This window comes from Rhodococcus sp. SORGH_AS_0303, from assembly GCF_030819335.1.
Taxonomy (GTDB): Bacteria; Actinomycetota; Actinomycetes; order Mycobacteriales; family Mycobacteriaceae; genus Rhodococcoides.
Map to the genome: position 1 here is coordinate 1,721,298 of NZ_JAUTBO010000001.1, position 24,225 is coordinate 1,745,522.

Here is a 24,225-nt window from a genome sequence, read left to right on the forward strand (position 1 = left end):
TACACATCTGTATCGTCTCGTTCGATATGATAGTGCATCATGGCGGCGACTTCAGGCAACGTGACCGCGAGAACAGGCAGGACCGCCACTCGCAGCAGAGCACAGACTCGCGAGCGAGTGCTGGACGGCGCCCTCGAGGTGTTCGTCGAACGGGGCTTCGGGCGATCGACCCCGGAACAGATCTGCGAGCGAGCGGGATTCACTCGCGGAGCGTTCTACTCGAACTTCTCGTCGATGGACGAGGTCTTCCTCGAACTGTGGACGCGACAGGCGTCGGGACTGATCACGCGGGTACGCGGAGTGGTCGACGCCCTGGAGTACGACGCGTCCGACGGGCGGTCCTTCGAGGAGATCGTCGTGGCAGCGCTGAGCGGACTGGTCGGCGACGTGTCGTGGCACGTACTCATGGCGGAGTTCGGCGCCCACGCGGCGCGGAACCCGGGGCTGGCGGCCGTGGTGACCGGGCACCGGGCCGCGCTCCGTGACGCCCTGCGTCCCATGATCGTTCACGGTCTCGCGACCCACGGGCGCGAGGTGGCGGTGGACGACGACACCCTCGGTCGGGGTGTCGTCGCCGCCTACGAAGGAGCGATGGCCCAGGCGATGATCGAGCCGGCCAACCCGGTACCCGCGCGACTCGCCCTCGAGCTCGTGGCCGCGGTCATATGGTCGTTCTCGCGCGAGCGCTGACTCCGCACATGGTCGTTCTCGCGCGAGCGCTGACTCAGAACGCCCGCTCGTACTGCGGAGGTGTGGCCGGGGTGATGTCCGCGCCGAGCTCGCGTGCCGCACGACGGGCCCAGTAGGGGTCGCGCAGCAGTTCGCGCGCCAGGAACACGGCCACGGCCTCGCCGGACCCGATGATGTCCTCGGCCTGCTTGGGCTCGGTGATCAGTCCGACAGCGGCCGCGGGGATGCGCGTCTCGCTCTGGATGCGCCGGGCGAACGGCACCTGGTAGCCGGGTTCGACGGGGATGGACGCCTTCGCGACGTTGCCACCCGTGGAGACGTCGACGAGGTCGACACCGTGATCCTCGAGCTGCTGGGTGAGCAGAACGGTCTGGTCGGGCGTCCAGGCCTCGGAGTCGACGCCGCGCTCCTCGCCGGTCCAGTCGGTCGCGGACACGCGCACGAAGACGGGCTTGTCGGCCGGCCACACCTCGCGGATCGCGTCGACCACGCGCAGGGTCAGGCGGACACGACCCTCGAAGCTGCCGCCGTACTCGTCGGTCCGGTGGTTGCTGGCCGGGGACAGGAACTGGTGCAGCAGGTAACCGTGCGCCGCGTGCACCTCGGCCACGTCGAAGCCGGCGGCCAGCGCGCGTACCGCGGCGGAGCGGAAGTCGTCGACGACCTTGTCGATGTCCGCGGTCGTCATCTCGCGCGGAGCCGGGTAGTGGCCGAACTCGACAGCGCTGGGTCCGACCGTCTCCCACGCGAGGGAGTCGTCCGCCGCCAGCGGCTTTCCGCCACGCCACGGTGCGTCGGTGGACGCCTTGCGACCGGCGTGGGCCAACTGGATCGCGGGCACACTGCCGTGCTGCCGGATCTCGGTGACCACCTCGGCCAACGCGTTCGCCTGCTGGTCGTTCCAGATGCCGAGGTCCCACGGCGTGATGCGGCCCTCCGGGCTCACCGACGCCGCCTCGGTCATCACCAGGCCGACGCCGCCGACGGCACGCGAGACGAGGTGAGTCCGGTGCCACGGTGTGACCGCGCCCGTCGAGGGTCCCTCCGCGTCCGCCGAGTACTGGCACATCGGCGACATCCACACCCGGTTGGGGAAGGTGACCTCACGCAGGGTCAAGGGCTCGAACAGCAGGCTCACAGTCATCTCCTCGTCTCGTCCGACACGCGCGCCGTCCACGACGACAGCGCTCAGGATGAACGAACAATTCGGCCGGGCGATCATTCCCGTCGGCCGGATCGTCCCGGGTGCGCTCGGGCGTACGGGCTGGTGGGAGCGTGACCTACCCTGGACGGCGTGACTGCCACCACCAGCGCCGAGGTGTCCACCCCCGATGCTCTCGAAGCGGACGTGCACGCCGCTGCTGCCCGCGCCCGGGTCGCCGCGCGCGCACTCGCTCTGCTGACGACCGCGCGCAAGGACGACGCGCTGCACGCCGCGGCGGACGCCGTCCTGGCCTCCGCCGACGCGATCCTCGCCGCCAACAGCGAGGACCTCGCACTCGCCGAGGCGTCCGGCACCCCGCCCTCGCAGCTCGACCGACTGCGGCTGACCCCCGACCGCATCGACGGCATCGCCGCCGGACTGCGCCAGGTGGCGTCTCTGCCGGATCCCGTGGGGGAGCTCCTCGAGGGTCGGACCCTGCCCAACGGACTCGAGATCCGGCAGCTCGCGGTGCCGCTCGGCGTCGTCGGCATGATCTACGAAGCCCGGCCCAACGTCACGGTCGACGCGTTCGGGCTCACTCTGAAGTCGGGCAACGCCGTCCTCCTGCGGGGGTCGTCCTCCGCCGCGCGATCGAACGCCGCGCTGGTGGGTGTTCTGCGGGCGGCCCTGTCGGCGCTGGACCTTCCCGCCGACGCCGTCCAACTCCTGTCCAGCGAGGATCGAGCGACGGTCACGCACCTCATCCGGGCTCGCGGACTCGTCGACGTCGTCATCCCGCGCGGTGGGCCCGGCCTCATCTCGGCGGTGGTGCGCGACGCGACGGTGCCCACCATCGAGACCGGTGTCGGCAACTGCCACGTCTACGTGCACGCGTCCGCGGACCTCGAGATGGCCGAGCGCATCCTGCTCAACGCGAAGACACGTCGAGTGAGCGTGTGTAACGCCGCGGAGACGGTGCTGATCGACGCCGCCGTGGCCGACGTGGCGGTGCCGCGTCTGGTGCAGGCGTTGTCGGACAACGGCGTACGTGTCCACGGCGATCTTCCCGGTCTCGTTCCGGCCACCGAGAACGACTGGGCCGACGAGTACCTGTCCGACGACATCGCCCTCGCCGTCGTCGACGACCTGGATGCCGCCGTCGCGCACATCGACAGGTACGGCACGGGACACACCGAGGCGATCGTGGCATCGGATCTCGCTGCCACACGGGCGTTCTCGGCTCGGGTGGACGCAGCGGCCGTCATGGTCAACGCCTCCACCGCGTTCACGGACGGTGAGCAGTTCGGCTTCGGAGCCGAGATCGGCATCTCCACCCAGAAGCTCCACGCCCGCGGCCCGATGGGGCTGCGGGAACTCACCTCGACCAAGTGGATCGTGCAGGGCGACGGGCACATTCGTCCGGCCTGACCCGCCTCCACCACCTCTCTGGAACAACCGAAAGGCCCGGCGTGACGCAGACGTACTCCGACATCGTTCCGTTCTTCTCTGACGTCGACGACGTGGCGACCCGCCTCGCCGCCACGGGGTACCTCGCCGACAAGGCGACCGCCACGGCGGTGTTCCTCGCCGATCGTCTGGGCAAGCCGCTGCTCATCGAGGGCCCGGCAGGTGTCGGCAAGACGGAGCTGGCTCGCGCCGTCTCGCAGGCCGCGGGAGCCGAACTGGTCCGCCTGCAGTGCTACGAGGGCGTCGACGAGGCGCGGGCACTGTACGAGTGGAACCACGCGAAGCAAATCCTGCGCATCCAGTCGAGTTCCGGCGCGGGGTGGGACGAGACACGCCACGACGTGTTCTCCGAGGAGTTCCTGCTGTCGCGGCCCCTGCTCACGGCGATCCGTCGATCGGATCCCACCGTGCTGCTGATCGACGAGACCGACAAGGCGGACATCGAGATCGAGGGCCTGCTCCTCGAGGTGCTCAGCGACTTCGCGATCACCGTGCCGGAGCTCGGCACCATCTCGGCGACCAGGCGGCCGTTCACGGTGCTGACCTCCAACGCGACACGCGAGTTGTCGGAGGCGCTGAAGCGTCGCTGCCTGTTCCTGCATCTCGACTTCCCGGACGCCGACCTGGAGCGGCGCATCCTGGCCAGCCGGGTCCCGGAGCTGCCGGAGGCGATGGCCGAGCAGATGGTGCGCATCGTGCAGGTGTTGCGGGACATGCAGTTGCAGAAGTTGCCGTCGGTCGCCGAGACCATCGACTGGGGCCGCACCCTGCTGGCTCTGGGCATGGACGAGGTGAGCGACACGGCCGTGCGGTCGACGCTCGGCGTCATTCTCAAGCACCGCTCCGATCAGGACCGCGCCGTCGCCGAACTCCGACTCGGCTGACCCGTGACCGGGACGGTGGACATCTCCGGCATCCCCGCACACCTGGTGGGGTTCGTGGAGGCGCTGCGTCGCCGCGGTATCGACGTCGGCCCGTCGGAGACGGTCGACGCGGGCGCGGTGCTGGCCGTTCTCGACATCCTCGATCGGGAGGTGGTGCGGGAGGGTCTCGCGTGCGCGCTGGTGCGCCGACCCGGCCATCGCCCCGCGTTCGACGCGCTCTTCGATCTGTGGTTCCCGGCCGCGATCGGTGCGCGGACCGCCGACGAGGAGAACACGGTCGGCCCGCCTCTCGCCGAGGACGGCACCGTCGATCTCGACGCTCTGAAACACGTGCTGGCGGAGCTGCTCGCGGACGGTTCCGCGGAGGCCATGGCGCAGGTCGAGCGCCTGGTGGGCGACATCGTCGAGACCTACGGCAAGTACAGCTCCAGCCGCGGCGAGTCGTTCTCGGAATACCAGACGCTGCGCACGGTGGAGCCGTCGACGCTGCTGGCGAAGATTCTCGACGGACTGATCGGCCGCTCCAGCGGTCCCGGTGCACCCACGACCGGCGAGTTCGAGTCCGAACTGGCCCGTCGGACGGCCGCGGTCCGCATCGCGGAGTTCCGGTCGATGATCGAGAAGGAGACCCGTCGCCGCACCGCCGAGGTGCTGGGCAAGGAACGGGTGGCGTCCTACGGCGTCCCGCGCCTGGTCGAGGACGTCGACTTCCTCCGCGCGTCCGAGTCGGAACTGGCGGCCCTCCGCAAGAACGTCGCTCCGTTGGCGCGGCTCCTGGCGAGCCGACTGGCGGCCCGTCGACGGCGGTCGCGAGCGGGGTCGATCGACCTGCGGCGCACCCTGCGCAAGTCCTTGTCGACGGGCGGCGTCCCCATCGACCTGGTCAACCGCAAGCCCCGCACCGCGCGGCCCGAACTGGTGATCTTCTGCGACGTCTCGGGATCGGTCGCCGGCTTCAGCCAGTTCACCCTGCTGCTCGTGCACACGTTGCGCGAACAGTTCTCCCGAGTGCGTGTCTTCGCGTTCATCGACACCGCCGACGAGGTGACCCGGTTCTTCGACGCCTCGGCCGGACGCGCGTCGCTCGCCGAGTCGATGTCGCGCATGATCACGGAGTCGGAGCTGATCACCTACGACGGCCATTCCGACTACGGCCACTCCTTCGAGACCTTCACCGCGCATCACCTCGATGCCATCGGTCCTCGGGCGTCGCTGTTGATCCTGGGCGATGCCCGCACCAACTACCGCGATCCGCGCACCGAGTCCCTCGCCCGCATGGTCACCGTCGCCCGGCACGCGCACTGGCTCAACCCCGAGCCGAAGGCGCAGTGGGGGACCGGCGACTCGGCCGCCGACGTCTATCGGCGGGTGATCTCGATGCACGAGTGCCGGTCGGCGGCGCAACTGGCCGAGGTCGTGTCGCGGCTCCTTCCCACGGGATCCTGACGTCTCTCGGTTCGGCCGAATCCTCTGTTCGGGGCAGGTCCACGTAGAGTCGTCACTCGTGCAGGAACCGACGACGCCGCCCGAGGGCCGACGCCCGCGACGTCTCGGCGTCATGGGTGGCACGTTCGACCCCATTCACCACGGGCACCTCGTGGCCGCCAGTGAGGTCGCCGACCGGTTCCAGCTCGACGAGGTCGTCTTCGTTCCCACCGGCCAGCCCTGGCAGAAGCAGGACCGGACGGTGAGCCCGGCGGAGGACCGCTACCTCATGACGGTCGTCGCCACCGCGTCGAACCCTCGCTTCTCCGTCAGCCGCGTCGACCTCGACCGTGCCAAGCCGACGTACACCGTCGACACGCTTCGCGATCTCGCCGACCAGCATCCCGGTGACCAGTTGTTCTTCATCACCGGGGCCGATGCTCTCAGCAGCATCATCGGCTGGCAGAACTGGCAGGAACTGTTCGAGCTGGCCCGCTTCGTCGGCGTGTCCCGCCCCGGGTACGAACTGGGTGCCGACCATCTGGCCGAGTACCTCGATCGGTTGCCGAAGGACGTCCTGACCCTCGTGGAGATCCCGGCCCTGGCCATCTCGTCCACGGAATGTCGACGGCGTGCCGCCGAGAACCGTCCCGTCTGGTACCTCGTGCCGGACGGCGTCGTCCAGTACATCTCGAAGCGGGACCTGTACCGCCCTGCCGGGGAGGAGCGTCACGACGGCATCGCGACCGTCTCCGAGCCCGCACCCCAGCACACCGGCACTTCCGCCACCACCGCATCAGCCCTACCAGGAGAGAACACCACGTGAGCGCTACACCCGAGGCCATCAGGGTCGCCAGCATCGCCGCACTCGCGGCGGACGAGAAGCTCGCCGCCGACGTCATGGCCCTCGACGTCTCCGACCAGCTGGTCATCACCGACTGCTTCGTCATCGCGTCGGCACCCAACGAGCGCCAGGTCAACGCCATCGTCGAGAACATCGAGGAGAAGCTCCGCGAGGCGGGCAGTCAGCCCGTTCGTCGTGAGGGCACCCGCGAGGGCCGATGGGCACTGCTCGACTACGTCGACGTGGTCGTCCACGTGCTCCACAACGACGAGCGTCACTTCTACGCCCTCGAGCGTCTGTGGAAGGACTGCCCGGTCCTCGAGATCGAGGGTCTCGGAGCCACGGACACCTCGACGCAGTACGGCACCGACGATCACGGTGTCGACGACGCCCTCGACCACGGTGTCGATCGCGTCACCGAACCGGACGAGTGACGTCCGTTCGTCGGTTGGTGCTGCTCCGGCACGGTCAGACCGAGTACAACGCGGCCTCGCGCATGCAGGGTCATCTCGACACCGACCTGACCGAACTGGGTCGCACACAGGCCGAGGTCGCCGCTCGAGCGTTGGCATTGCTGCAGCCACACCGCATCGTCTCGTCCGATCTGCGACGGGCACACGACACGGCGACCGCGCTCTCGACGGCCACGGGTGTTCCCGTCGAGCTCGACGAGCGGCTCCGCGAGACGCACCTCGGTGACTGGCAGGGGCTGACGCACCTCGACGTCGACGACGTCTCACCCGGCGTCCGCGAATCGTGGCGCGCCGACGCCGAGTTCCGTCCGCCGGGCGGCGAGTCGCGCGTGGACGTCGCCGAGCGCTCGATGCCGCTGATCCAGGAGCTGCTGAAGGACCCGGAGTGGACCACGGCGCCCGTCGTCGTGGTCGCCCACGGTGGAACCATCGCCGCGCTCACGGCCGCACTGCTCGATCTGCCGGTCGACCGGTGGCCGGTGCTCGGGGGACTGGGGAATGCCAGCTGGGTGCAGGTCGCCGGACACGGAACGGACGACGTCTCCTGGCGCCTGGACGTGTGGAACGCGACGGCCGCCGTGGCAGGTGACGTTCTCTGATGTCCGCCGCGGATCGCCCGGTCCTGCTCGTCCTCGCGGATTCGCTCGCGTACTACGGTCCCGAGGGCGGTCTGCCGGCCGATCATCCCCGCATCTGGCCCACCCTCGTCGCGCGCGAACTGGGGTGGGACGTCGAGCTCGTCGGTCGCATCGGCTGGACCTGCCGCGACGCCTGGTGGGCTCTCACCCAGGATCCTCGCGTGTGGGCGTCGATACCGCGTGCCCGCGCTGTGGTTCTCGCGACCGGCGGGATGGACTCTCTTCCGTCGCCTCTGCCGACGGCTCTGCGCGAGCAGATCCGCTACGTCCGGCCGCCCGTCCTGCGACGCGGTGTGCGCGCCGCCTACGGCTGGCTGCAGCCGCGGCTCTCGCACCTCGGCCGTCCGGTGGCCCTGCCGCCGCATCTGAGCGTGGACTACCTCGAACAGATCCGGGCCGCCCTCGCGGCCGTGCGTCCGGACGTCCCCGTCATCGCGACGCTCCCGTCGGTACATCGGTGCGACGCCTACGGACGTGTGCACGCCGGTCGCGAACCGGCCGTGCGGGCGACCACGGCGTGGGCTGCGGAGCACGATCTCCCGCTCGTCGACCTCAAGGCCGCCGTCGAGGAGAACATCGCGTCCGGTGACGCGAATCCCGATGGCATTCACTGGGGTTGGGACGCACACGTACGCGTCGCCGAGTCCGTCGTCGCTGCCGTGCGCGCCTCCGCCCGCATCTGATCCACAGGGTCGTGGCCGTCCACAGATGAGCCCGGCGGCGGCTCGTCTCGTCCTGGCCCGGGCCTACCGTCGCGGGCATGGCACCCGAGATCGCTGCTCCCGAGCCGGCCGACCCCGACGGCGGCCGGTCCGACGCGGTGCATCGCCGCGCGGGTCTCGTCGGCTCGCGCTTCCGGATCGATCCGGGGTCCCGCGGCGTCCGTGCCCTCGCCGTGGCCGCCGTCCTTCTCGTGGGCGCCGTGGGGGCAGTGGTGATGCGAGATTCTCCGCAGGTCACCGCGGTGCCGCCGCTTCCCCCTCTGATCACCGAGTCCGAGACGCCGACGACGTCGGCACCGGAATCCGCGGGAGTCGTGGTCAGCGTGCTCGGCGCTGTGATGCGCCCGGGACTCGTCACCGTTCCCCCCGAGTCCCGTATCGCCGATGTCGTCGCGGCCGCGGGTGGGCGCCGGGACGACGCGGACCTCTTCGGGCTCAATTGGGCGGCGAAGGTGTCGGACGGTGACCAGGTGGTGGTGGGGTCGACGACGGGGTCGGTACCGCTCGCTCCGGCACCCGTGTCCGTGGCCGGTGAGGGGTCGTCCGATGCCGGCGGGAAGGCCCCGGGTCTGGTGTCGCTGAACGAGGCGACGGAGGCGGAGCTCGATGCCCTGCCCGGTGTCGGTCCGGTGACCGCGAGCGCGATCGTGCAATGGCGCACCGAGAACGGCGGCTTCACGTCCGTCGATCAGCTGTCCGAGGTGAGCGGCGTCGGCCCCGCTCGGCTCGAGAAGCTGACGCCCCTGGTCACGGTGTGACCGACGCACCTGCCGTAGATCTGCGGCTCGTCCCGAGTGCGGTGGGGGCGTGGGCTGCGACCGTGGTGGCCGTCGGCGCGGGGTGGCGGCCCGCGGCGGCTCTGGCCGCGGTGTGCGTGCTCGTGGCGGTCGTCGGCTGGTGGTGCCGGCGTCGGCACGGCTCGGGATCGCTGGTGATGCTCGTCGTCGTGGCGGCCTGCTGCGTCACCGCGGCGTTCGCGGCGACGTCGTCCCTGCGGATGCACGAGGTGACGACGGGCCCGGTCCGCGAGGGCGCGCTGCGCGGTGCGTACGCGACGGTCGAGGGCGTCGTCACGGACGATCCACGTCCGATCACGGGCTCGTTCGCGGATCAGGTGCTCGTGCCGATACGAGCGAGCCGAGTGACGCTGCGCGGCACCGTCGTCGATGGGTCGGCCCGGATCACCGTGTTCGCGCCCCCGGATCCGTGGCGGGCACTGGAACCGGGTGTGTCGGTGACGTTCCGGGCGCGGCTCGCGGCTCCCGATCGTGTGGGCGCGGTGGATGCCGTCGCACGTGCCACCGGGCCACCCGAGGTGGGGAGCGCGCCGGCCCTGCTCCGGTGGTCGGGCGTGGTGCGACGTGCTCTCGCGGAGGCCGCTGCCATCGCTCTGCCACGTGAGGAGGCGGGGCTGCTCCCCGGGATGGTGGTGGGGGACAGGTCAGGACTCGACGTCTCCGTCCAGGACTCGTTCACGGCGGCCGGTATGTCCCACCTGACCGCTGTGTCGGGTGCGAACTTCACCTTCGTCGTCGGGTGTGTCGTCCTCGGCGCTCGGCTGCTCTCGGCCGGCCCTCGAACCACCGCGGCGCTCGCGGGAATCGTCCTCGTCGCGTTCGTCGTGGTGGCGAGACCGTCACCCAGCGTCCTGCGTGCGGCGGTCATGGGTGTGCTGGGTCTGCTGGCGGTGATGACCGGCCGCCGTCGCCATGTGATGCCGGCCCTGTGCACCGCGGTGCTGGTGCTGCTGGCCGTCGATCCGGGACTGGCGGTGTCGTGGGGGTTCGCGCTGTCGGTGACCGCGACGGTCGCTCTCGTGCTGCTCGCCCCGGTGCTGACGGCGATGGTGAGCCGCGCCGACGCACCGCCCGGTCGCCGACGTCCGGTGCTCGACGCCGTGGCCGTGGCGCTGGCGGCGCACCTGGTGACCGCACCGCTGGTCGCCGCCATGGCTGGAACGTTCTCCGTCTACTCGGTGGCGGCGAACGTGCTCGCCGCACCCGTCGTCGGGCCGGTCACCGTGATCGGCGCGCTGGCGGCCGTGGTGGCCGTCGTGAGCGTGGAGGCCGGGGCTGTCGTCGCCGGGGTGGCGTGGGTGCCGCTGCGGTGGTTGCTGGCCGTGGCCGCGTACACGGCGGACGCTCCCGGTGCGACGGTGCTCACTCCGACCGGGCCTCGGGGCGCCGCCGTCGTCGGGGGATGTGTCCTCGTCGCGGCGGGCGCGGCGGTGATGGTCCGGCGTCGGTGGCTGTCGGCGCACCGTGGCACCATCGACCGGTGAGTTCGACAGCGAGCAGCACCCGTCCCGAGCCCCTGCACCTCGTCCTGGGCGACGAGGAGCTCCTCGTCGAGCGTGCGGTGTCGTCCATCGTGGCCGCGATGCGCGCGGCAACGGTGGGGGCCGGGGCCGAGGTGCCGGTCGACCGTCTGCGGGCGGGGGACACGACGGTCGCCGAGCTCGCGGAATTGCTCAGCCCCTCCCTCTTCGCCGAGGATCGCGTGGTCGTCTTCGAGGCGGCCGCGGAGGCCGGTAAGGACGCGATGACGCTGGTTCTCGACGCCGCGGCGACGCCGGTGGACGGTGTGGTCCTGGTCGTTCTGCACTCGGGTGGAGGCCGGGCCAAGGCCATGGTGGGGGCGCTGCAGAAGTCCGGTGCCGTGGTCCACGAGTGCGCGAAGCTGTCCAAGGCGTCGGAGCGCGTCGACTTCGTGCGGGCCGAGTTCCGCTCCCACTCGGAGACACGCGTCGCTCCCGACGCCATCGCCGCACTCGTCGACGCGGTGGGGTCGGATCTCCGCGAACTGGCCGCTGCGTGCTCGCAACTGGTGTCGGACACGGCGGGCAAGGTCGATGTCGCGGCCGTCCGCCGCTACTACTCGGGCCGTGCGGAGGTCACGGGCTTCGACATCGCCGACAAGGCCGTGTCGGGTGACCGCGCCGGCGCTCTCGAGGCACTGCGGTGGGCGATGCTGGGCGGCACACCGCACGTGCTGCTCGCGGACGCACTGGCCGAGGCCGTCCACACGGTGGCGCGGGTCGGTTCGGCGGGCCGCGGCGATCCGTTCCGGATGGCGTCCGAACTGGGGATGCCGCCGTGGAAGATCAAGAAGGCGCAGGCGCAGGCCCGCATGTGGGATCCGCAGCGCATCGCCGAGGCACTGCAGGTGGTGGCCGCGCTCAACGCGGACGTCAAGGGCCAGGCCGCCGATGCGGACTACGCGGTGGAACGGGCAGTGAACGTGGTGGCGGGGCTGAGTTCGCGCTGACAGCGCCGCCCGGGCACACGACTACGCCCCGGGCATCGTGCTCGCCCGGGGCGTAGTGCTGACAAGCTACTGCACAGGAACTCTCGAGAAGAACTGCACAGGGACTCTCGAGAGGAGCCGCGAGGGCTCGGGAGAGATCAGAGCTTGTTGAAGGCCAGCGACAGTGCCGACTTCTTGTTGGCAGCCTGGTTCTTGTGGATGACGCCCTTGCTGGCTGCCTTGTCGAGCTTGCGGCTCGCAGTCAGCAGGATCTCCTCGGCCTTGGCCTTGTCGCCGGCTTCGGTCGCCTCACGGAAGGAGCGAATCACGGTGCGGAGCGACGACTTCACCGACTGGTTGCGCAGGCGCTGACGCTCGTTGGTAGCGATTCGCTTCACCTGGGACTTGATGTTGGCCACGCGTAGTTATCCTTCGTCTCTTCTCGGTCCGGGACGGCTGACTCCGGGGAACACTCTCGAGCCGTACGTGCAGTGCTTGTGAAAGCTGGTGACGGTGGGTGCGCACGAGCGTGCCCACGTCCGACGTACGAGACTACCAGCGTCGGTCCGGTAACCCAATTCGGTGATCTCGCTGCAGGGAGTCGGTGTGCACGTGACTCGTGAGGTTGCATGGAATTAACGTGTCCACCGTGCTCCAGTGGTACCTGTGAGGCAGCATGGCGACCATGAGTCCCCGATCAAGCGCTGCACCACAGGCGAAGAAGAGCCGTTCGCAGTCGCAGTCCTCGTCCGGGCCGAGCGTCTTCGACGGTTACCGGGACATCGGGAAGTACGGACTGGCGTTCGACGAGATGTTCGACGGCGACGGCGGGCTGCGTGGACCGTACAAGGGAATCCACAAGGCGCTCGCGCCGTCGGACGCCGCGGAACTGGACGCCCGCTCGGACGCCCTCGGCCGCGCCTTCGTCGATCAGGGCATCACGTTCGCGCTCGAGGGGCAGGAGCGTCCGTTCCCTCTCGACCAGGTGCCCCGGGTCATCGCGGCGTCCGAGTGGAACAAGCTCGAGCGCGGGATCAAGCAGCGGGTCAAGGCACTCGAGTTCTTCCTGGCGGACATCTACGGGGAGCAGGAGATCCTGCGTGACGGCGTGGTCCCGAAATCTCTGGTGACGTCGTGCGAACACTTCCACCGCGAGGCGTTCGGCATCGTGCCGCCCAATGGTGTGCGCATCCACGTCGCCGGTATCGACCTGATCCGGGACGCCGAGGGCACGTTCCGTGTCCTCGAGGACAACCTGCGCTCGCCGTCGGGGGTCTCGTACGTGATGGAGAACCGCCGCACCATGGCGCGCGTGTTCCCCGACCTGTTCGCCAGCCACCGGGTGCGTGCGGTCGGTGACTACGCCACGCACCTGCTGCGCGCCCTGCGTGCCGCTGCCGCGATCAACGAGGCGGACCCCACCGTCGTCGTCCTCACACCCGGCGTCGCGAACTCTGCGTACTTCGAGCACTCCCTCCTCGCCCGGCTGATGGGCGTCGAGCTGGTCGAGGGCCGCGACCTCTTCTGCCGCGACAACGTCGTCTACATGCGCACCACCGAGGGCGAGCGCCAGGTCGACGTGATCTACCGCCGCATCGACGACGACTACCTCGACCCCATGCAGTTCCGACCCGACTCCGTTCTCGGTGTGGCCGGACTGGTCAACGCCGCACGTGCCGGCAACGTCGTCATCTCCAGCGCCATCGGCAACGGTGTCGGCGACGACAAGCTCACCTACACGTACGTGCCGACCATCATCGAGTACTACCTCGGCGAGAAGCCGCTCCTGGCCAATGTCGACACGTATCGGTGCTGGCTGCCGGACGAGTGCGAGGAGGTGCTCGACCGTGTCGACGAACTGGTGATCAAGCCCGTCGAGGGCTCCGGCGGATACGGCATCGTGTTCGGTCCGGACGCGTCGCCCAAGGAACTGGCCACGATCAGCAAGAAGATCAGGGCTGATCCGCGCGGGTGGATCGCGCAGCCCGTGGTGCAGCTGTCGACGGTGCCCACCAAGATCGGTGACCAGCTCGCGCCGCGGCACGTCGACCTGCGGCCGTTCGCCGTGAACGACGGTGACGACGTGTGGGTGCTGCCCGGCGGACTGACCCGAGTGGCGCTGCCCGAAGGGTCCCTGGTGGTCAACTCGAGCCAGGGCGGCGGCAGCAAGGACACGTGGGTGCTGGCCGGCCGCGCCACCAAGGAGGACGAGCGTGAGCTCGGCGGGGCGGAGATCGTGTCCGAACCCCCGTCGTCACCCACCGCGGAGCAGGGCCCCGAGCTCAACAGCCAGCAGATTCAACAGCAGCAGCAACAGCTGACCCACTCCCCGAAGGACGGTGCCCGCTGATGTTGGCTCGTAACGCCGAATCGCTGTACTGGATCGGCCGCTACGTCGAACGCGCCGACGACACCGCGCGCATCCTCGACGTCACGGTGCACCAGCTGCTCGAGGACGCGACCGTCGATCCCGACCACACCTCCCGAGTCTTGCTGCGAGTGTTGGGATTCGAGCTTCCCGACGAGCGCCTGGACGTGTGGTCGCTGACGGAACTCGTCGCTTTCTCCCGCGAGGGCAACGGCTCCATCGTCGACTCGTTGTCCAGCGCCCGCGAGAACGCTCGCGGCGCACGCGAGGTCACCTCGAGCGAGATGTGGGAATGTCTCAACACGACGTACAACGCACTGGGTGAACGCATCCGAGCGTCGAAGCGTCTGGGCCCCCACGAGTTCCTGGGGTTCATCGAGGAGCGCGCAGCGATGTTCGCCGGCCTCGCCGACTCGACGCTCAGCCGCGACGACGGCTACCGGTTCCTGCTGCTCGGTCGCTCCGTGGAACGCATCGACATGACCGTCCGCCTGCTGCTCGCCCGTGCCGGCGACCGACCGTCGTCGCCGGCGTGGGTCACGGTGCTGCGGTCGGCCGGTGCACACGACACGTATCTGCGTACCTACCGTGGCGCTCTCGACGCTCAACGCGTCCTGGAGTTCATGCTCCTCGACCGGCTGTTCCCGCGCTCGGTGTTCTACGCACTGAGCGAGGCCGAACACTCGCTCGACAGCCTCGACCATCACCCCGACATGCGCGTCGGATCCCGTGCCGAGGCGCAGCGACTTCTCGGCCGCGCTCGCAGTGAACTCGAGTTCCTGCAGCCGGGTGTTCTGCTGGAGGACCTGCAGGACCGTCTGATGTCGTTGCAGGAGACCTGCCGCGAGGTGGGTGAGGCGATCTCCAAGCAGTACTTCCACGCAGCGCCCTGGGTCGCCTGGACGGACGCCGGAAGCCGAACGGACGAAGCACAATTGGAGGGTGAACTGTGAGCTGGCGGATGCGCGTCGTGCACACCACGGGGTACAACTACGACGCACCGGTCACGTCCTCGTACAACGAGGCGCGACTGACGCCGCGGAGCGACACCCGGCAGAACGTCATTCTGAACCGCGTCGAGACCGATCCGGCGACGAGGTCGTACCGGTACACCGACTACTGGGGCACCGCGGTCACGGCGTTCGATCTGCACGCTCCACACACGTCCCTCGAGGTGGCCGGGTCCTCCGTCGTCGAGACGGACGCGTTCGTCCCGCCGGAGGAGACCCTCGACTGGGAGGACCTGGCCGCAGACCCCGTGGTGGACAGGTTCAACGAGCTGCTCGGCCACAGCACCTACGTCCCTCGGAACCGTCAGCTGACGTCCGTCGCGAAGAAGTTGGCGAAGGATCTGGGGCCGTACGACGCCGTGGTGGCCGTCTGCGACTGGGTGAACCAGGAGATGTCCTACGTTCCCGGCACCACCGGGGTGCACACGTCCGCGGTGGAGGCGTGGGCCGAGAAGAAGGGCGTCTGCCAGGACTACGCACACCTCACGCTGGTGTTGCTCCGCAGTATCGGCATTCCTGCCCGCTACGTCTCGGGCTACCTGCACCCGAATGCCGAAGCGGTGGTCGGTGATTCGGTCGAGGGTCAGTCACACGCGTGGATCGAGGCGTGGACCGGATCGTGGTGGGGCTACGACCCGACCAACGGTGTGCCGGTGAACGAACAGCATGTCTCGGTGGGAATCGGACGCGACTACGCCGACGTGCCACCCCTGAAGGGAATCTTCTCCGGTGGCGGGTCCACGGAACTCGACGTCGTCGTGGAGATCACCCGGCTGGCCTGACGCCAGATTCGCCCAACAGCGAGCGCGTCAGTCTCTGACGCTCGTCCACGCAGGCGGTGAGCACCGCGGCGACGTCGTCGTCGGTGATCACCGTCGGGTGCCCGTCGGCGCCATGGTCGTCGCGTTCGATCGCGGCCACCACGGTGCGGCGCACGAGTTCTCGGACGTACGAGGCGGTTCCACCCTCGGTCGCCTCCACCAGCGGTGTGAGATCGGCTGCCACGTCCACGGCCGACAGGTAGAGCCGTGCCAACCGTTCGCGACCGCGGGTGTCGGGCAACGGGATCTCGACCGCGAGGTCGATACGGCCGGGCCTGTCCCGGACCGCTCGCTCGATGGAGTCCGGTCTGTTGGTGGTCAGGACGAACGTGACGTCCGCGTCGCCGTCCATGCCGTCCATCGCGTCGAGCAAGGCGAACAGGAGCGAGTTCACACCCGTTTCCTCGCGCTCCCGGGCGATGAGATCGACGTCCTCGACCACCACGACCGACGGGCTCAGGCGGCGTGCAAGGGTGGTGGCCTCGGCGATGTGCCGCATCGCGGACCCGGTAAGTACGATCACCGTGCTCATCGGCACCAGTCCCAGCAGGTGACGGACGGTGTGGGTCTTGCCGGTTCCGGGCGGTCCGTACAGCAGTAGTCCGCGGCCCACATGCTGGCCGGCCTCGCGGAGCCGCGCCGCGGAGGACCCGACGGTGACGAGATGGCGAGTCATCGCCTCGAGGGTGCCGTCGGGAAGGATCAAGTCCTCGCCCGCGACGGTGGGCCTCGCCATGAACCTCACGAGGCCGTTGCCGCGTCCACCGCTCCCTCCCAGGGTCAGGACCTGCCCGCGCATGACGTCGTGGTCGGTCATGAGCGAGAGGAGGGCGTCCAGCGTGCTCGCACCGGCGTCTCGATCGCCGGACAGCACCTCGATCTGGAGTGGGGCCTGGTGGGCCGGGTCGGGAATGTGGAGCGCGACCGCCACGGGAATACCGCCGGGAGAGTGGGTGTCGAGCAACCCGAACACCGGGACGGACATCGTCGACGCGGGACCGACGTCCACCGACCGGTACTCGACCGGTGCGCCGCGACAACTGCCACCGCGACGGCAGGAACTCAGCATGGCGACGAGATCGTCGTGGTACCGCTCGTGGCCACGAACCGACGACCACCGTTGTGCCGCAGATGAAGTCGACTCCTCCGGGCGGTCATCGGCATAGGCCTCGACGGCGAGGACGAGGGTCGCGGCCTGATAGGCGGGGAGTGAGCGGCGATGCGAGATCACCGCATCCGGAGGCGCCGCCAGGTGCGAGAAGATGTGCAGCGCAGGCTCTTCGAGCGGACCGGTGTCGAGTGTCCGGGCGCGATGGGAGAGATGGGACAGGGCTCCGCTGACGATGTCGAGGGAGTCCGGGGAATGCGTGAGGGTCACAGTGAACGCACTACCAGTGCGGATGGTTCGAAGGAATGTGACGCGGGATGTGGCGCCCGTGAGGAAGGGGAAGAGGGGGGCGGAGAATCACATCCGCACGGACACGGTAGCACCGCGGCATGGATGTGCGCCAGAGCCGGCCGGAGCTGACGACCCTCGCGGCGTCCGGGCGGAGGTGATTCACTGGAGACCATGTCGGCCACCGGATGGTTCCTCGTCGCCCTGATCGTTCTCGTCGCCGCCGTTCTCGCGTTCCGACTTCTCGGACGCGCCGCATCCGGCAGGCCCACGACCTCCGGCGAGGTCGGAACGGTCGGCCTGGACGACGGTGCTCGCGCCGAGATTCATCGACTGCTGGCCGCCGACAAGAAGATTCAGGCGATCAAGGTCTATCGGGAGCGAACTGGCGCCGGACTGCGCGACGCGAAGGTGGCGGTCGAGTCCCTCGAACGCGGTGAGTCCCTCACGCCGGGCCCGGCGCAGTGGGACGACCTCGTTCCACGCCTCACGGCACTGAAGAACGAGGGACAGGCGATCGTCGCGATCAAGTTGCTCCGCGAGCGGACCGGGTTGTCGCTGCTCGAGGCCAAGAACGCCGTCGATCGACTGTGATCCGAGTTCAGTGCCAGGAGAAGTCGGAGCGCAGGCGCTGTGCCACCAGGTCGAAACGATCACGGGGGAGGACGGCTCCCTCTCGTCGGATCCCGCCCTCGGGAACGTCGAGCACGCGGTCGAGACGGACCCAACTCGGGCGTCCCTGCGCGTCCCACGGCCCGCCGCCGAGGCCGAGCCAGTCGCGGTCGCCGTCGTGCTTGCTCTGACTCGAGAGCATGAGGCCGAGCAGAGTGGAACCGTCGCGGCCGACCACGAGCACCGGTCGATCCTTGCCCTGCGACGGATCCTCCTCGTAGGCCACCCACGTCCACACGACCTCGCCCGGGTCCGCGGCGCCGTCCAGCGCGGGGGAGTACTCGATGCGCCGTGCGCGCATGGCGGTGGGAACCGAGGTCGACGTCACGGGCCGTCCCGACGGTGCTCCGGTGGGTGACGTGCCACCGGCACCGGACGCGCCGATGCGTGAACCCAACGACTGCGTCACCTTGTCGAGGGCGCCGGACCGCTGCAGCTGCCGGAACAGGCGCGGGCCTTCCGCTACTGCGAGTCGTCCCAGTTTCTTGCCGATCGACGCCAGAGTTGCCATGCCGACCAGGCTACCGAGACCCGAGGACGTAGCTCACCACCTTTGAGTGAGGTTCGGCTACCCTAAGTCCGTTTTCGGGAGATTCCCGATGTGAAAGAGGGTTGTCGTGAGGCGTGGAAGTGTCGGACGTGTGGGTCGCCGCACGGTGGTGGCCGTCGGACTGAGTGTCCTGGCGCTGGTGTCGGCGTGCTCGTCCGACACCGAGAGCGGATCGACCGAGGGGTCGGTGACCGTGACTCACGCCTACGGCGAGACCGTCGTGCCGGCCGATCCGCAGCGTGTGGTCTCGGTCGGACTGACCGAGCAGGACACCCTGCTGGCTCTCGGCGTCGTTCCCGTCGGTGTCACGGAGTGGTACGGAGAGCAGCCGGACGCGACGTGGCCCTGGGCTCACGATCTGCTGGGTGACGCCCGGCCCGAGGTGCTCACCCAGGACGACGGCATCCAGTTCGAGAAGGTCACCGCCCTCGAACCCGACCTCATCATCGGCACCAACGCCGGCATGACGCAGGACGACTACACCCGGTTGAGCGCCATCGCCCCGACCATCGCCCACAGCGACGTCGATTCCCCCTACTTCGAGCCGTGGGATCAACAGACCCGCACCATCGGAGCCGCGCTCGGCAAGCCCGACGAGGCGGAGGCGCTCGTCGAGAACGTCCGCACCCGGTACCGAGAGGCTGCCGAGGCCCACCCCGAGTTCGCGGGGAAGAAGGCCGTCCTCCTGCAGAACGCGATCTACGACGGCAACGCCATCGCCTATCAGGACGGTCTGAGCACGGACTTCCTCACCTCGCTCGGGTTCGAGATCCCGTCCGAGCTCGACGCCTTCGTCCAGGAGGAGGACGCCCAGGCGTACATCCCGTTGGAGAACCTCTCCGTGCTCGACACCGCCGACGTGCTGCTCTGGGCCACCGAGTCCCCGGAGGACCGCGCGACCCTCGAGGCCGACCCGGTCTACTCGTCGTTGCAGGAGGTGCGGGAGAACAGGCTCGTCTTCACCGACGCGATCACGGCCGGCGCCATCTACTTCACCTCGCCGCTGAGCCTGCCGTACCTGCTCGACTCGCTCGTACCGGCATTCGAGAGCACCCTCGCGGGTGCCGGAGCGGCCACCACCACGGCCCCCGCCTGACCCCTCCGGCCTGCCCGCCCCACCTGCACGACCGGCCTCCGGCCTGCCCGCCCCACCTGCACGACCGGCCTCCGGCCTGCCCGGGACCCCGGCCTCGGTGACGTGCAGATATTCTGTACGTCACCACGGCCGTCTCGTCAGGAGTACCCCATCACCAATTTTGCGGACACGACGTTCACGGATCCCACCAGGATCCGTAACTTCTGCATCATCGCCCACATCGACCATGGCAAGTCGACGCTGGCCGACCGCATGCTGCAGCTCACCGGTGTCATCGACGACCGGTCGATGCGCGCGCAGTACCTCGATCGCATGGACATCGAGCGTGAGCGCGGCATCACCATCAAGGCGCAGAACGTCCGCCTGCCGTGGAAGGTGGGGGACACCGAGCACGTCCTGCACCTGATCGACACCCCCGGGCACGTCGACTTCACCTACGAGGTGTCGCGTGCACTCGAGGCGTGCGAGGGTGCCGTGCTCCTCGTCGACGCTGCACAGGGCATCGAGGCGCAGACGCTCGCGAACCTCTACCTGGCACTCGAGAAGGATCTGACGATCATTCCGGTGCTGAACAAGATCGACCTGCCCGCGGCGGACCCCGACCGCTACGCCGCGGAGATCGCCCACATCGTCGGCTGCGAGGCGGACGACGTGCTGCGCGTCTCGGGCAAGACCGGCATGGGCGTCGAGGCATTGCTCGACGAGGTGGTCCGTCTGGTCCCCGCGCCCGTCGGCGACGCCGACGGCCCCGCACGGGCCATGATCTTCGACTCCGTCTACGACGCGTACCGCGGCGTGGTGACGTACGTGCGTGTGGTGGACGGCAAGATCCTGCCGCGCGAGAAGGTCACCATGATGTCGACCGGTTCGACGCACGAGCTCGTCGAGGTGGGCATCGTCTCGCCGGACCCCAAGGCGACGAAGGGCCTCGGCGTCGGTGAGGTGGGCTATCTCATCACCGGCGTCAAGGACGTGCGTCAGTCGAAGGTGGGAGACACCGTCACCAGCGCCCGCAACGGCGCGACCGAAGCGCTCACCGGATACCGCGAGCCACGGCCGATGGTCTACTCGGGTCTCTACCCGGTGGACGGGTCCGATTACCCCGATCTGCGCGACGCCCTCGAGAAGTTGCAGCTCAACGACGCCGCCCTCACCTACGAACCGGAGACGTCCGTCGCTCTCGGGTTCGGGTTCCGCTGCGGATTCCTCGGTCTGCTGCACATGGAGATCACCCGCGAGCGCCTCGAGCGCGAGTTCGGGCTCGACCTGATCTCGACCTCGCCCAACGTCGTGTACCGGGTGGAGATGAACGACGGCGCCGAGCACATCGTCACCAACCCGTCGTACTGGCCGGAAGGCAAGGCGCGCGCGGTGTTCGAGCCGATGGTCAAGTGCACCATCATCTCGCCGAGCGAGTTCATCGGGTCCATCATGGAGCTGTGCCAGAGCCGCCGCGGTGAGCTCGGCGGCATGGACTACCTGTCGGAGACCCGCGTCGAGCTGCGCTACACCATCCCGATGGCCGAGATCATCTTCGACTTCTTCGACATCCTCAAGTCACGCACCCGCGGCTACGCGAGCCTCGACTACGAGGAGATCGGCGAGGAGTCGGCCAACCTGGTGAAGGTGGACATCCTGCTGCAGGGCGAAGCCGTCGACGCGTTCTCGGCCATCGTGCACGCCGACGCGGCCGGTGCCTACGGCAACAAGATGACCACCCGACTCAAGGACCTGATCCCGCGCCAGCAGTACGAGATCCCGATCCAGGCGGCGATCGGGTCGAAGATCATCGCGCGCGAGAACATCCGTGCGATCCGCAAGGACGTCCTGGCGAAGTGCTACGGCGGTGACATCAGCCGTAAGCGCAAACTGCTCGAGAAGCAGAAGGCCGGCAAGAAGCGGATGAAGACCATCGGTCGTGTCGACGTGCCACAGGAGGCGTTCGTCGCCGCCCTGTCCACCGACGCGTCCGCGGACAAGAAGAAGTAGGTCCGCGGTCGCTCCCGCGGGGACACCCATGACCAGGACCCCGCCGGCCGGCACCGGGTCCGCCGCCGACGACGATCCGCCGTCGCTGGCCGACGCGGACCTGCTCCGTACTCCGCCGGCGACGCCGCGCGGAGTGCGCACGCGCGCTGCGCTCGTCGCGGCGGCGCGGGTGGTGTTCGAGCGTGCCGGGTACCTCGACGCCCGTCTGGTGGACATCACCGCCGAGGCTCGCTGCTCGTCGGGCACGTTCTACACCTACTTCGCGAGCAAGGAAGAGATCTTCGCGGCGGTGCTCGAGGTGTCGCAGGACGACATGATGCATCCCGGTACCGAACACGTGCCGGACGACGGTGATCCGGTCGCCGTCATCGAGGCGAGCACGCGCGCGTACTTCGAGGCGTACGAACGCAACGCGAAGCTGATGGAACTGCTCGAACAGGTGGCGGCCATCGACATCCGGTTCCGGCGGCTCCGACGCAACCGTGCCGACGCGTTCGTCCGTCGCAACGCGCGCAGCATCGCGGGTCTCCAGCGACGAGGCCTGGCGGACAGCGGCGTGGATCCCGTCGTCGCATCACTCGCGTTGTCGGGCATGATCTCCCGGCTGGCGTTCACCCATTTCGTGGTGGAGCCGTCCCTCGGCGAGCCGCCGACGTGGTCGTCGGATCAGCTGGTGCACGCGGCGACGCGCCTGTGGGTCAACGCCCTCCGACTCGACTGACCGTCACGAGTGCGCATGGCCGTGGGCGGGCTGGAACTGCCCGGCCTGCGCTGCCTCCTCCGCCCGGATGACGTGCACCACGGCGTTGATCAGCGCGAGGTGGGTGAACGCCTGCGGGAAGTTGCCCAGGTGCCGACCCGTCTTCGCGTCGATCTCCTCCGCGTAGAGCTTCAGCGGGCTCGCGAACCCGAGCAGCCGTTCACACAGTCGCTTCGCGCGGTGCAGTTCGCCGATCTCGACCAGTGCGGACACCAACCAGAACGAGCAGATGGTGAAGGTGCCCTCCTCGCCGGAGAGCCCGTCGTCCGTGGTGTCGACGCGGTAGCGCAGTACCAGGCCGTCCTCGGTGAGCTCGTCGGCGATGGCGAGCACCGTCGCCCGGACGCGCTCGTCGTCCGACGGCAGGAACCGCAGGAGCGGCACCAGCAGCAACGAGGCGTCGAGTGAGTCGTCGCCGTATCGCTGGGTGAAGACTCCGCGCGAGTCGACGCCGTGCTCGAGAACGTCGGCCTTGATCTCGTCGGCGATGCTCGACCATTCCTCGGCGTACGCCTTCTCGCCGTGCAGCACAGCAAGTTTCGCTCCGCGGTCGAGCGCCACCCAGCACATCACCTTGGACGACGTGAAGTGCTGCGGTTCCCCACGTACCTCCCAGATGCCCCGGTCGGGCTCGCGCCAGTGCTCGATCGCTTCCTCCACCTGACGCTTGAGCAAGGGCCACAGCGACTCCGGAACATTCTCCCGCGAGCGCACGTGCAGGTAGACGGAATCGAGCATCGTGCCCCAGATGTCGTGCTGCACCTGGTTGTAGGCACCGTTACCGATGCGCACAGGGACGGCTCCGTCGTACCCGGAAAGGTGTCCGAGCTCCTCCTCCTCGAGCGTGCGTTCGCCGCCGATGCCGTACATCACCTGCAGCGGAACGGGTTCGCCGTCCGGGCCCGACGTCACGTCGGAGATGAAGGCGAAGAAGTCGTTGGCCTCGCGATCGAGGCCGAGCGTGTACAGACCCCACAGGGCGAAGGTGGAGTCGCGTACCCAGGCGTACCGGTAGTCCCAGTTCCGCTCTCCGCCCGGCGTCTCCGGCAACGACGTGGTGCTCGCGGCGAGCAGCGCGCCGGTCGGTGCGTACGTGAGACCCTTGAGGGTGAGCGCGCTGCGCTGCAGGAACCCGCGCCACGGATGGTCGGGAAAGCGGCCGATGGTGATCCACTGGCGCCAGCACTCCGCCGTCTGCCACATCTTCTCGGCTGACTCCTCGAAGGTGCGGGGAGGATCGAGCGTCGACCACGACAGCGCGACGAAGACGTTGTCGCCCTCCGTCATCCGAGTCCGGGCGCGGGCCTCTCGCCCCTCGAGGCCGATGCGCAGATTGGTGGTCAACTTGAGAGTGGGTTCGGTGCCGTCGCCCGCCGTGGCGGTGGCCGTCGCCTCCTCGTAGACGTTGCCGGTGTACTCCCACACGGCAGGCTTGCGGTGGTAGTCGAACGCGGGCTCACAACTCATCTCGAGCTCGACCGTTCCACTGACGCACTTCACGCTGCGGATGAGGCAGTGCTCGGCGTCCCAGTCGGACGGGGCCCGGCGGTGCGTGCGGGAGCGCTCGTCCGTGTTGTGCCACTTGCCCATCACCAGAGCGTCGCGGACCACCAACCATCCGGTCTCGGTCTGCCACGTGGTCTCGACGATCAGACCGCCCGGGAGATAGCGCCGCGCCGCGGGCACGTTCTGACCGTAGGGGCCGATGCGGAACTGCCCGGCACCGCGATCGAGCACCGCTCCGAAGATGCTGGGGGAGTCCGGTCGCGGAATGCACATCCACTCCACCGCACCGTTGCGAGCGATCAGACACGTGGTCTCGCAGTCCGACAGGAAGGCGTAGTCGTCGATCGGCGGAAACGTCGTGCGATGCGGCAGCCAGGTCTGGGCCGTGCCGGGAACGGTGTCGAGCGCGCCGCCCTCCTCGGCCGGCTCGGCCGCGCCGGGGCCGAAGACGGCTTCCCCCGCGCTGGCGACGCGGGGGACCACGGACTGTTCGTCGAACGGGCTCATCCGCCCATCATGAAGCC

The 24,225-nt window shown here is 69.0% G+C and carries 23 protein-coding genes; 18 read left to right on the plus strand and 5 right to left on the minus strand.

Annotated features, from left to right (window positions below; genetic code table 11):
• Positions 1-39: 39 nt before the first annotated feature.
• The gene (locus tag QE449_RS08120) at positions 40-690 is read left to right on the plus strand and encodes a TetR/AcrR family transcriptional regulator (RefSeq protein WP_082544536.1); all 651 of its coding nucleotides are present in this window, start codon (positions 40-42) and stop codon (positions 688-690) included.
• A 34-nt stretch (positions 691-724) separates the two neighbouring features.
• Here the strand turns inward: QE449_RS08120 and QE449_RS08125 are convergent, their stop codons facing one another.
• The gene (locus QE449_RS08125) at positions 725-1,828 is read right to left on the minus strand and encodes an NADH:flavin oxidoreductase/NADH oxidase (RefSeq protein ID WP_056446339.1); all 1,104 of its coding nucleotides are present in this window, start codon (positions 1,826-1,828) and stop codon (positions 725-727) included.
• 156 nt (positions 1,829-1,984) lie between these two features.
• Here QE449_RS08125 and QE449_RS08130 point away from each other — a divergent pair, with 156 nt between their 5' ends.
• The 10 genes from QE449_RS08130 (at position 1,985) to holA (ending at position 11,554) form a co-directional block, all read left to right on the plus strand.
• A complete protein-coding gene (locus tag QE449_RS08130; RefSeq protein ID WP_307108605.1) occupies positions 1,985-3,262 on the plus strand; it encodes a glutamate-5-semialdehyde dehydrogenase in 1,278 nt (425 codons plus the stop codon).
• Between the two features lie 41 nt (positions 3,263-3,303).
• On the plus strand, positions 3,304-4,185 hold the full coding sequence (locus tag QE449_RS08135) for a MoxR family ATPase (protein ID WP_027505693.1): 882 nt from the start codon (positions 3,304-3,306) through the stop codon (positions 4,183-4,185).
• A 3-nt stretch (positions 4,186-4,188) separates the two neighbouring features.
• A complete protein-coding gene (locus QE449_RS08140) occupies positions 4,189-5,631 on the plus strand; it encodes a VWA domain-containing protein (RefSeq protein WP_307108606.1) in 1,443 nt (480 codons plus the stop codon).
• A gap of 58 nt (positions 5,632-5,689) precedes the next feature.
• Positions 5,690-6,436, plus strand: coding sequence for a nicotinate-nucleotide adenylyltransferase (gene nadD / locus QE449_RS08145; protein WP_268788579.1), 747 nt, complete (start codon positions 5,690-5,692; stop codon positions 6,434-6,436).
• A complete protein-coding gene (gene rsfS, locus QE449_RS08150) occupies positions 6,433-6,888 on the plus strand; it encodes a ribosome silencing factor (protein WP_051613344.1) in 456 nt (151 codons plus the stop codon). The genes nadD and rsfS overlap by 4 nt, the downstream gene beginning before the upstream one ends.
• Positions 6,885-7,526: a histidine phosphatase family protein gene (locus tag QE449_RS08155; protein WP_056445828.1), complete on the plus strand. Its 642-nt coding sequence runs from the start codon at positions 6,885-6,887 to the stop codon at positions 7,524-7,526. Before rsfS ends, QE449_RS08155 begins: the two co-directional genes overlap by 4 nt.
• Positions 7,526-8,248, plus strand: a complete 723-nt coding sequence (gene octT / locus QE449_RS08160; RefSeq protein ID WP_307092262.1) for a diglucosylglycerate octanoyltransferase — start codon at positions 7,526-7,528, stop codon at positions 8,246-8,248. The genes QE449_RS08155 and octT overlap by 1 nt, the downstream gene beginning before the upstream one ends.
• A 77-nt stretch (positions 8,249-8,325) precedes the next feature.
• Positions 8,326-9,045 carry a helix-hairpin-helix domain-containing protein gene (locus QE449_RS08165; protein WP_307092264.1) on the plus strand — a complete coding sequence of 240 codons (720 nt, stop codon included), beginning with the start codon at positions 8,326-8,328 and terminating at the stop codon, positions 9,043-9,045.
• Complete coding sequence (locus QE449_RS08170) at positions 9,042-10,568, plus strand: ComEC/Rec2 family competence protein (protein WP_307108607.1); 1,527 nt, start codon at positions 9,042-9,044, stop codon at positions 10,566-10,568. Before QE449_RS08165 ends, QE449_RS08170 begins: the two co-directional genes overlap by 4 nt.
• Positions 10,565-11,554, plus strand: a complete 990-nt coding sequence (gene holA, locus QE449_RS08175; protein WP_027505699.1) for a DNA polymerase III subunit delta — start codon at positions 10,565-10,567, stop codon at positions 11,552-11,554. The genes QE449_RS08170 and holA overlap by 4 nt, the downstream gene beginning before the upstream one ends.
• Positions 11,555-11,691: 137 nt before the next feature.
• On the opposite strand, the gene rpsT is transcribed toward holA, so the two are convergent.
• Positions 11,692-11,952, minus strand: coding sequence for a 30S ribosomal protein S20 (gene rpsT / locus QE449_RS08180; protein WP_027505700.1), 261 nt, complete (start codon positions 11,950-11,952; stop codon positions 11,692-11,694).
• 266 nt (positions 11,953-12,218) lie between these two features.
• On the opposite strand from rpsT, the gene QE449_RS08185 reads away from it, so the two are divergent.
• From QE449_RS08185 to QE449_RS08195, 3 genes are read left to right on the plus strand one after another with little or no spacing between them, the layout of a single operon-like run.
• Complete coding sequence (locus tag QE449_RS08185; protein WP_197027785.1) at positions 12,219-13,883, plus strand: circularly permuted type 2 ATP-grasp protein; 1,665 nt, start codon at positions 12,219-12,221, stop codon at positions 13,881-13,883.
• Positions 13,883-14,854, plus strand: coding sequence for an alpha-E domain-containing protein (locus QE449_RS08190; RefSeq protein ID WP_027505702.1), 972 nt, complete (start codon positions 13,883-13,885; stop codon positions 14,852-14,854). Before QE449_RS08185 ends, QE449_RS08190 begins: the two co-directional genes overlap by 1 nt.
• Positions 14,855-14,862: 8 nt before the next feature.
• The gene (locus tag QE449_RS08195) at positions 14,863-15,693 is read left to right on the plus strand and encodes a transglutaminase family protein (protein ID WP_222630380.1); all 831 of its coding nucleotides are present in this window, start codon (positions 14,863-14,865) and stop codon (positions 15,691-15,693) included.
• Here QE449_RS08195 and QE449_RS08200 read toward each other — a convergent pair.
• On the minus strand, positions 15,677-17,110 hold the full coding sequence (locus tag QE449_RS08200) for an ATP-binding protein (protein WP_307108608.1): 1,434 nt from the start codon (positions 17,108-17,110) through the stop codon (positions 15,677-15,679). The genes QE449_RS08195 and QE449_RS08200 overlap by 17 nt on opposite strands.
• A gap of 192 nt (positions 17,111-17,302) precedes the next feature.
• On the opposite strand from QE449_RS08200, the gene QE449_RS08205 reads away from it, so the two are divergent.
• Complete coding sequence (locus QE449_RS08205; RefSeq protein WP_051613347.1) at positions 17,303-17,722, plus strand: hypothetical protein; 420 nt, start codon at positions 17,303-17,305, stop codon at positions 17,720-17,722.
• A gap of 7 nt (positions 17,723-17,729) precedes the next feature.
• Here QE449_RS08205 and QE449_RS08210 read toward each other — a convergent pair whose 3' ends face one another.
• On the minus strand, positions 17,730-18,311 hold the full coding sequence (locus QE449_RS08210; RefSeq protein WP_222631571.1) for a type II toxin-antitoxin system PemK/MazF family toxin: 582 nt from the start codon (positions 18,309-18,311) through the stop codon (positions 17,730-17,732).
• Positions 18,312-18,417: 106 nt separating this feature from the next.
• Between QE449_RS08210 and QE449_RS08215 the strand changes: the two genes are divergently transcribed.
• The 3 genes from QE449_RS08215 (at position 18,418) to QE449_RS08225 (ending at position 22,156) form a co-directional block, all read left to right on the plus strand.
• Positions 18,418-19,446 (plus strand): iron-siderophore ABC transporter substrate-binding protein, encoded by a 1,029-nt coding sequence (locus QE449_RS08215; RefSeq protein WP_200933839.1) that lies wholly within the window; start codon positions 18,418-18,420, stop codon positions 19,444-19,446.
• A gap of 102 nt (positions 19,447-19,548) precedes the next feature.
• Positions 19,549-21,435, plus strand: a complete 1,887-nt coding sequence (lepA, locus tag QE449_RS08220) for a translation elongation factor 4 (protein ID WP_269320095.1) — start codon at positions 19,549-19,551, stop codon at positions 21,433-21,435.
• Between the two features lie 28 nt (positions 21,436-21,463).
• Positions 21,464-22,156, plus strand: coding sequence for a TetR/AcrR family transcriptional regulator (locus tag QE449_RS08225; protein WP_051613349.1), 693 nt, complete (start codon positions 21,464-21,466; stop codon positions 22,154-22,156).
• Between the two features lie 3 nt (positions 22,157-22,159).
• On the opposite strand, the gene QE449_RS08230 is transcribed toward QE449_RS08225, so the two are convergent.
• Entirely contained in the window at positions 22,160-24,208 is a 2,049-nt protein-coding gene (locus QE449_RS08230) for a glycoside hydrolase family 15 protein (RefSeq protein ID WP_222630386.1), read from the minus strand.
• Positions 24,209-24,225 lie beyond the last annotated feature (17 nt).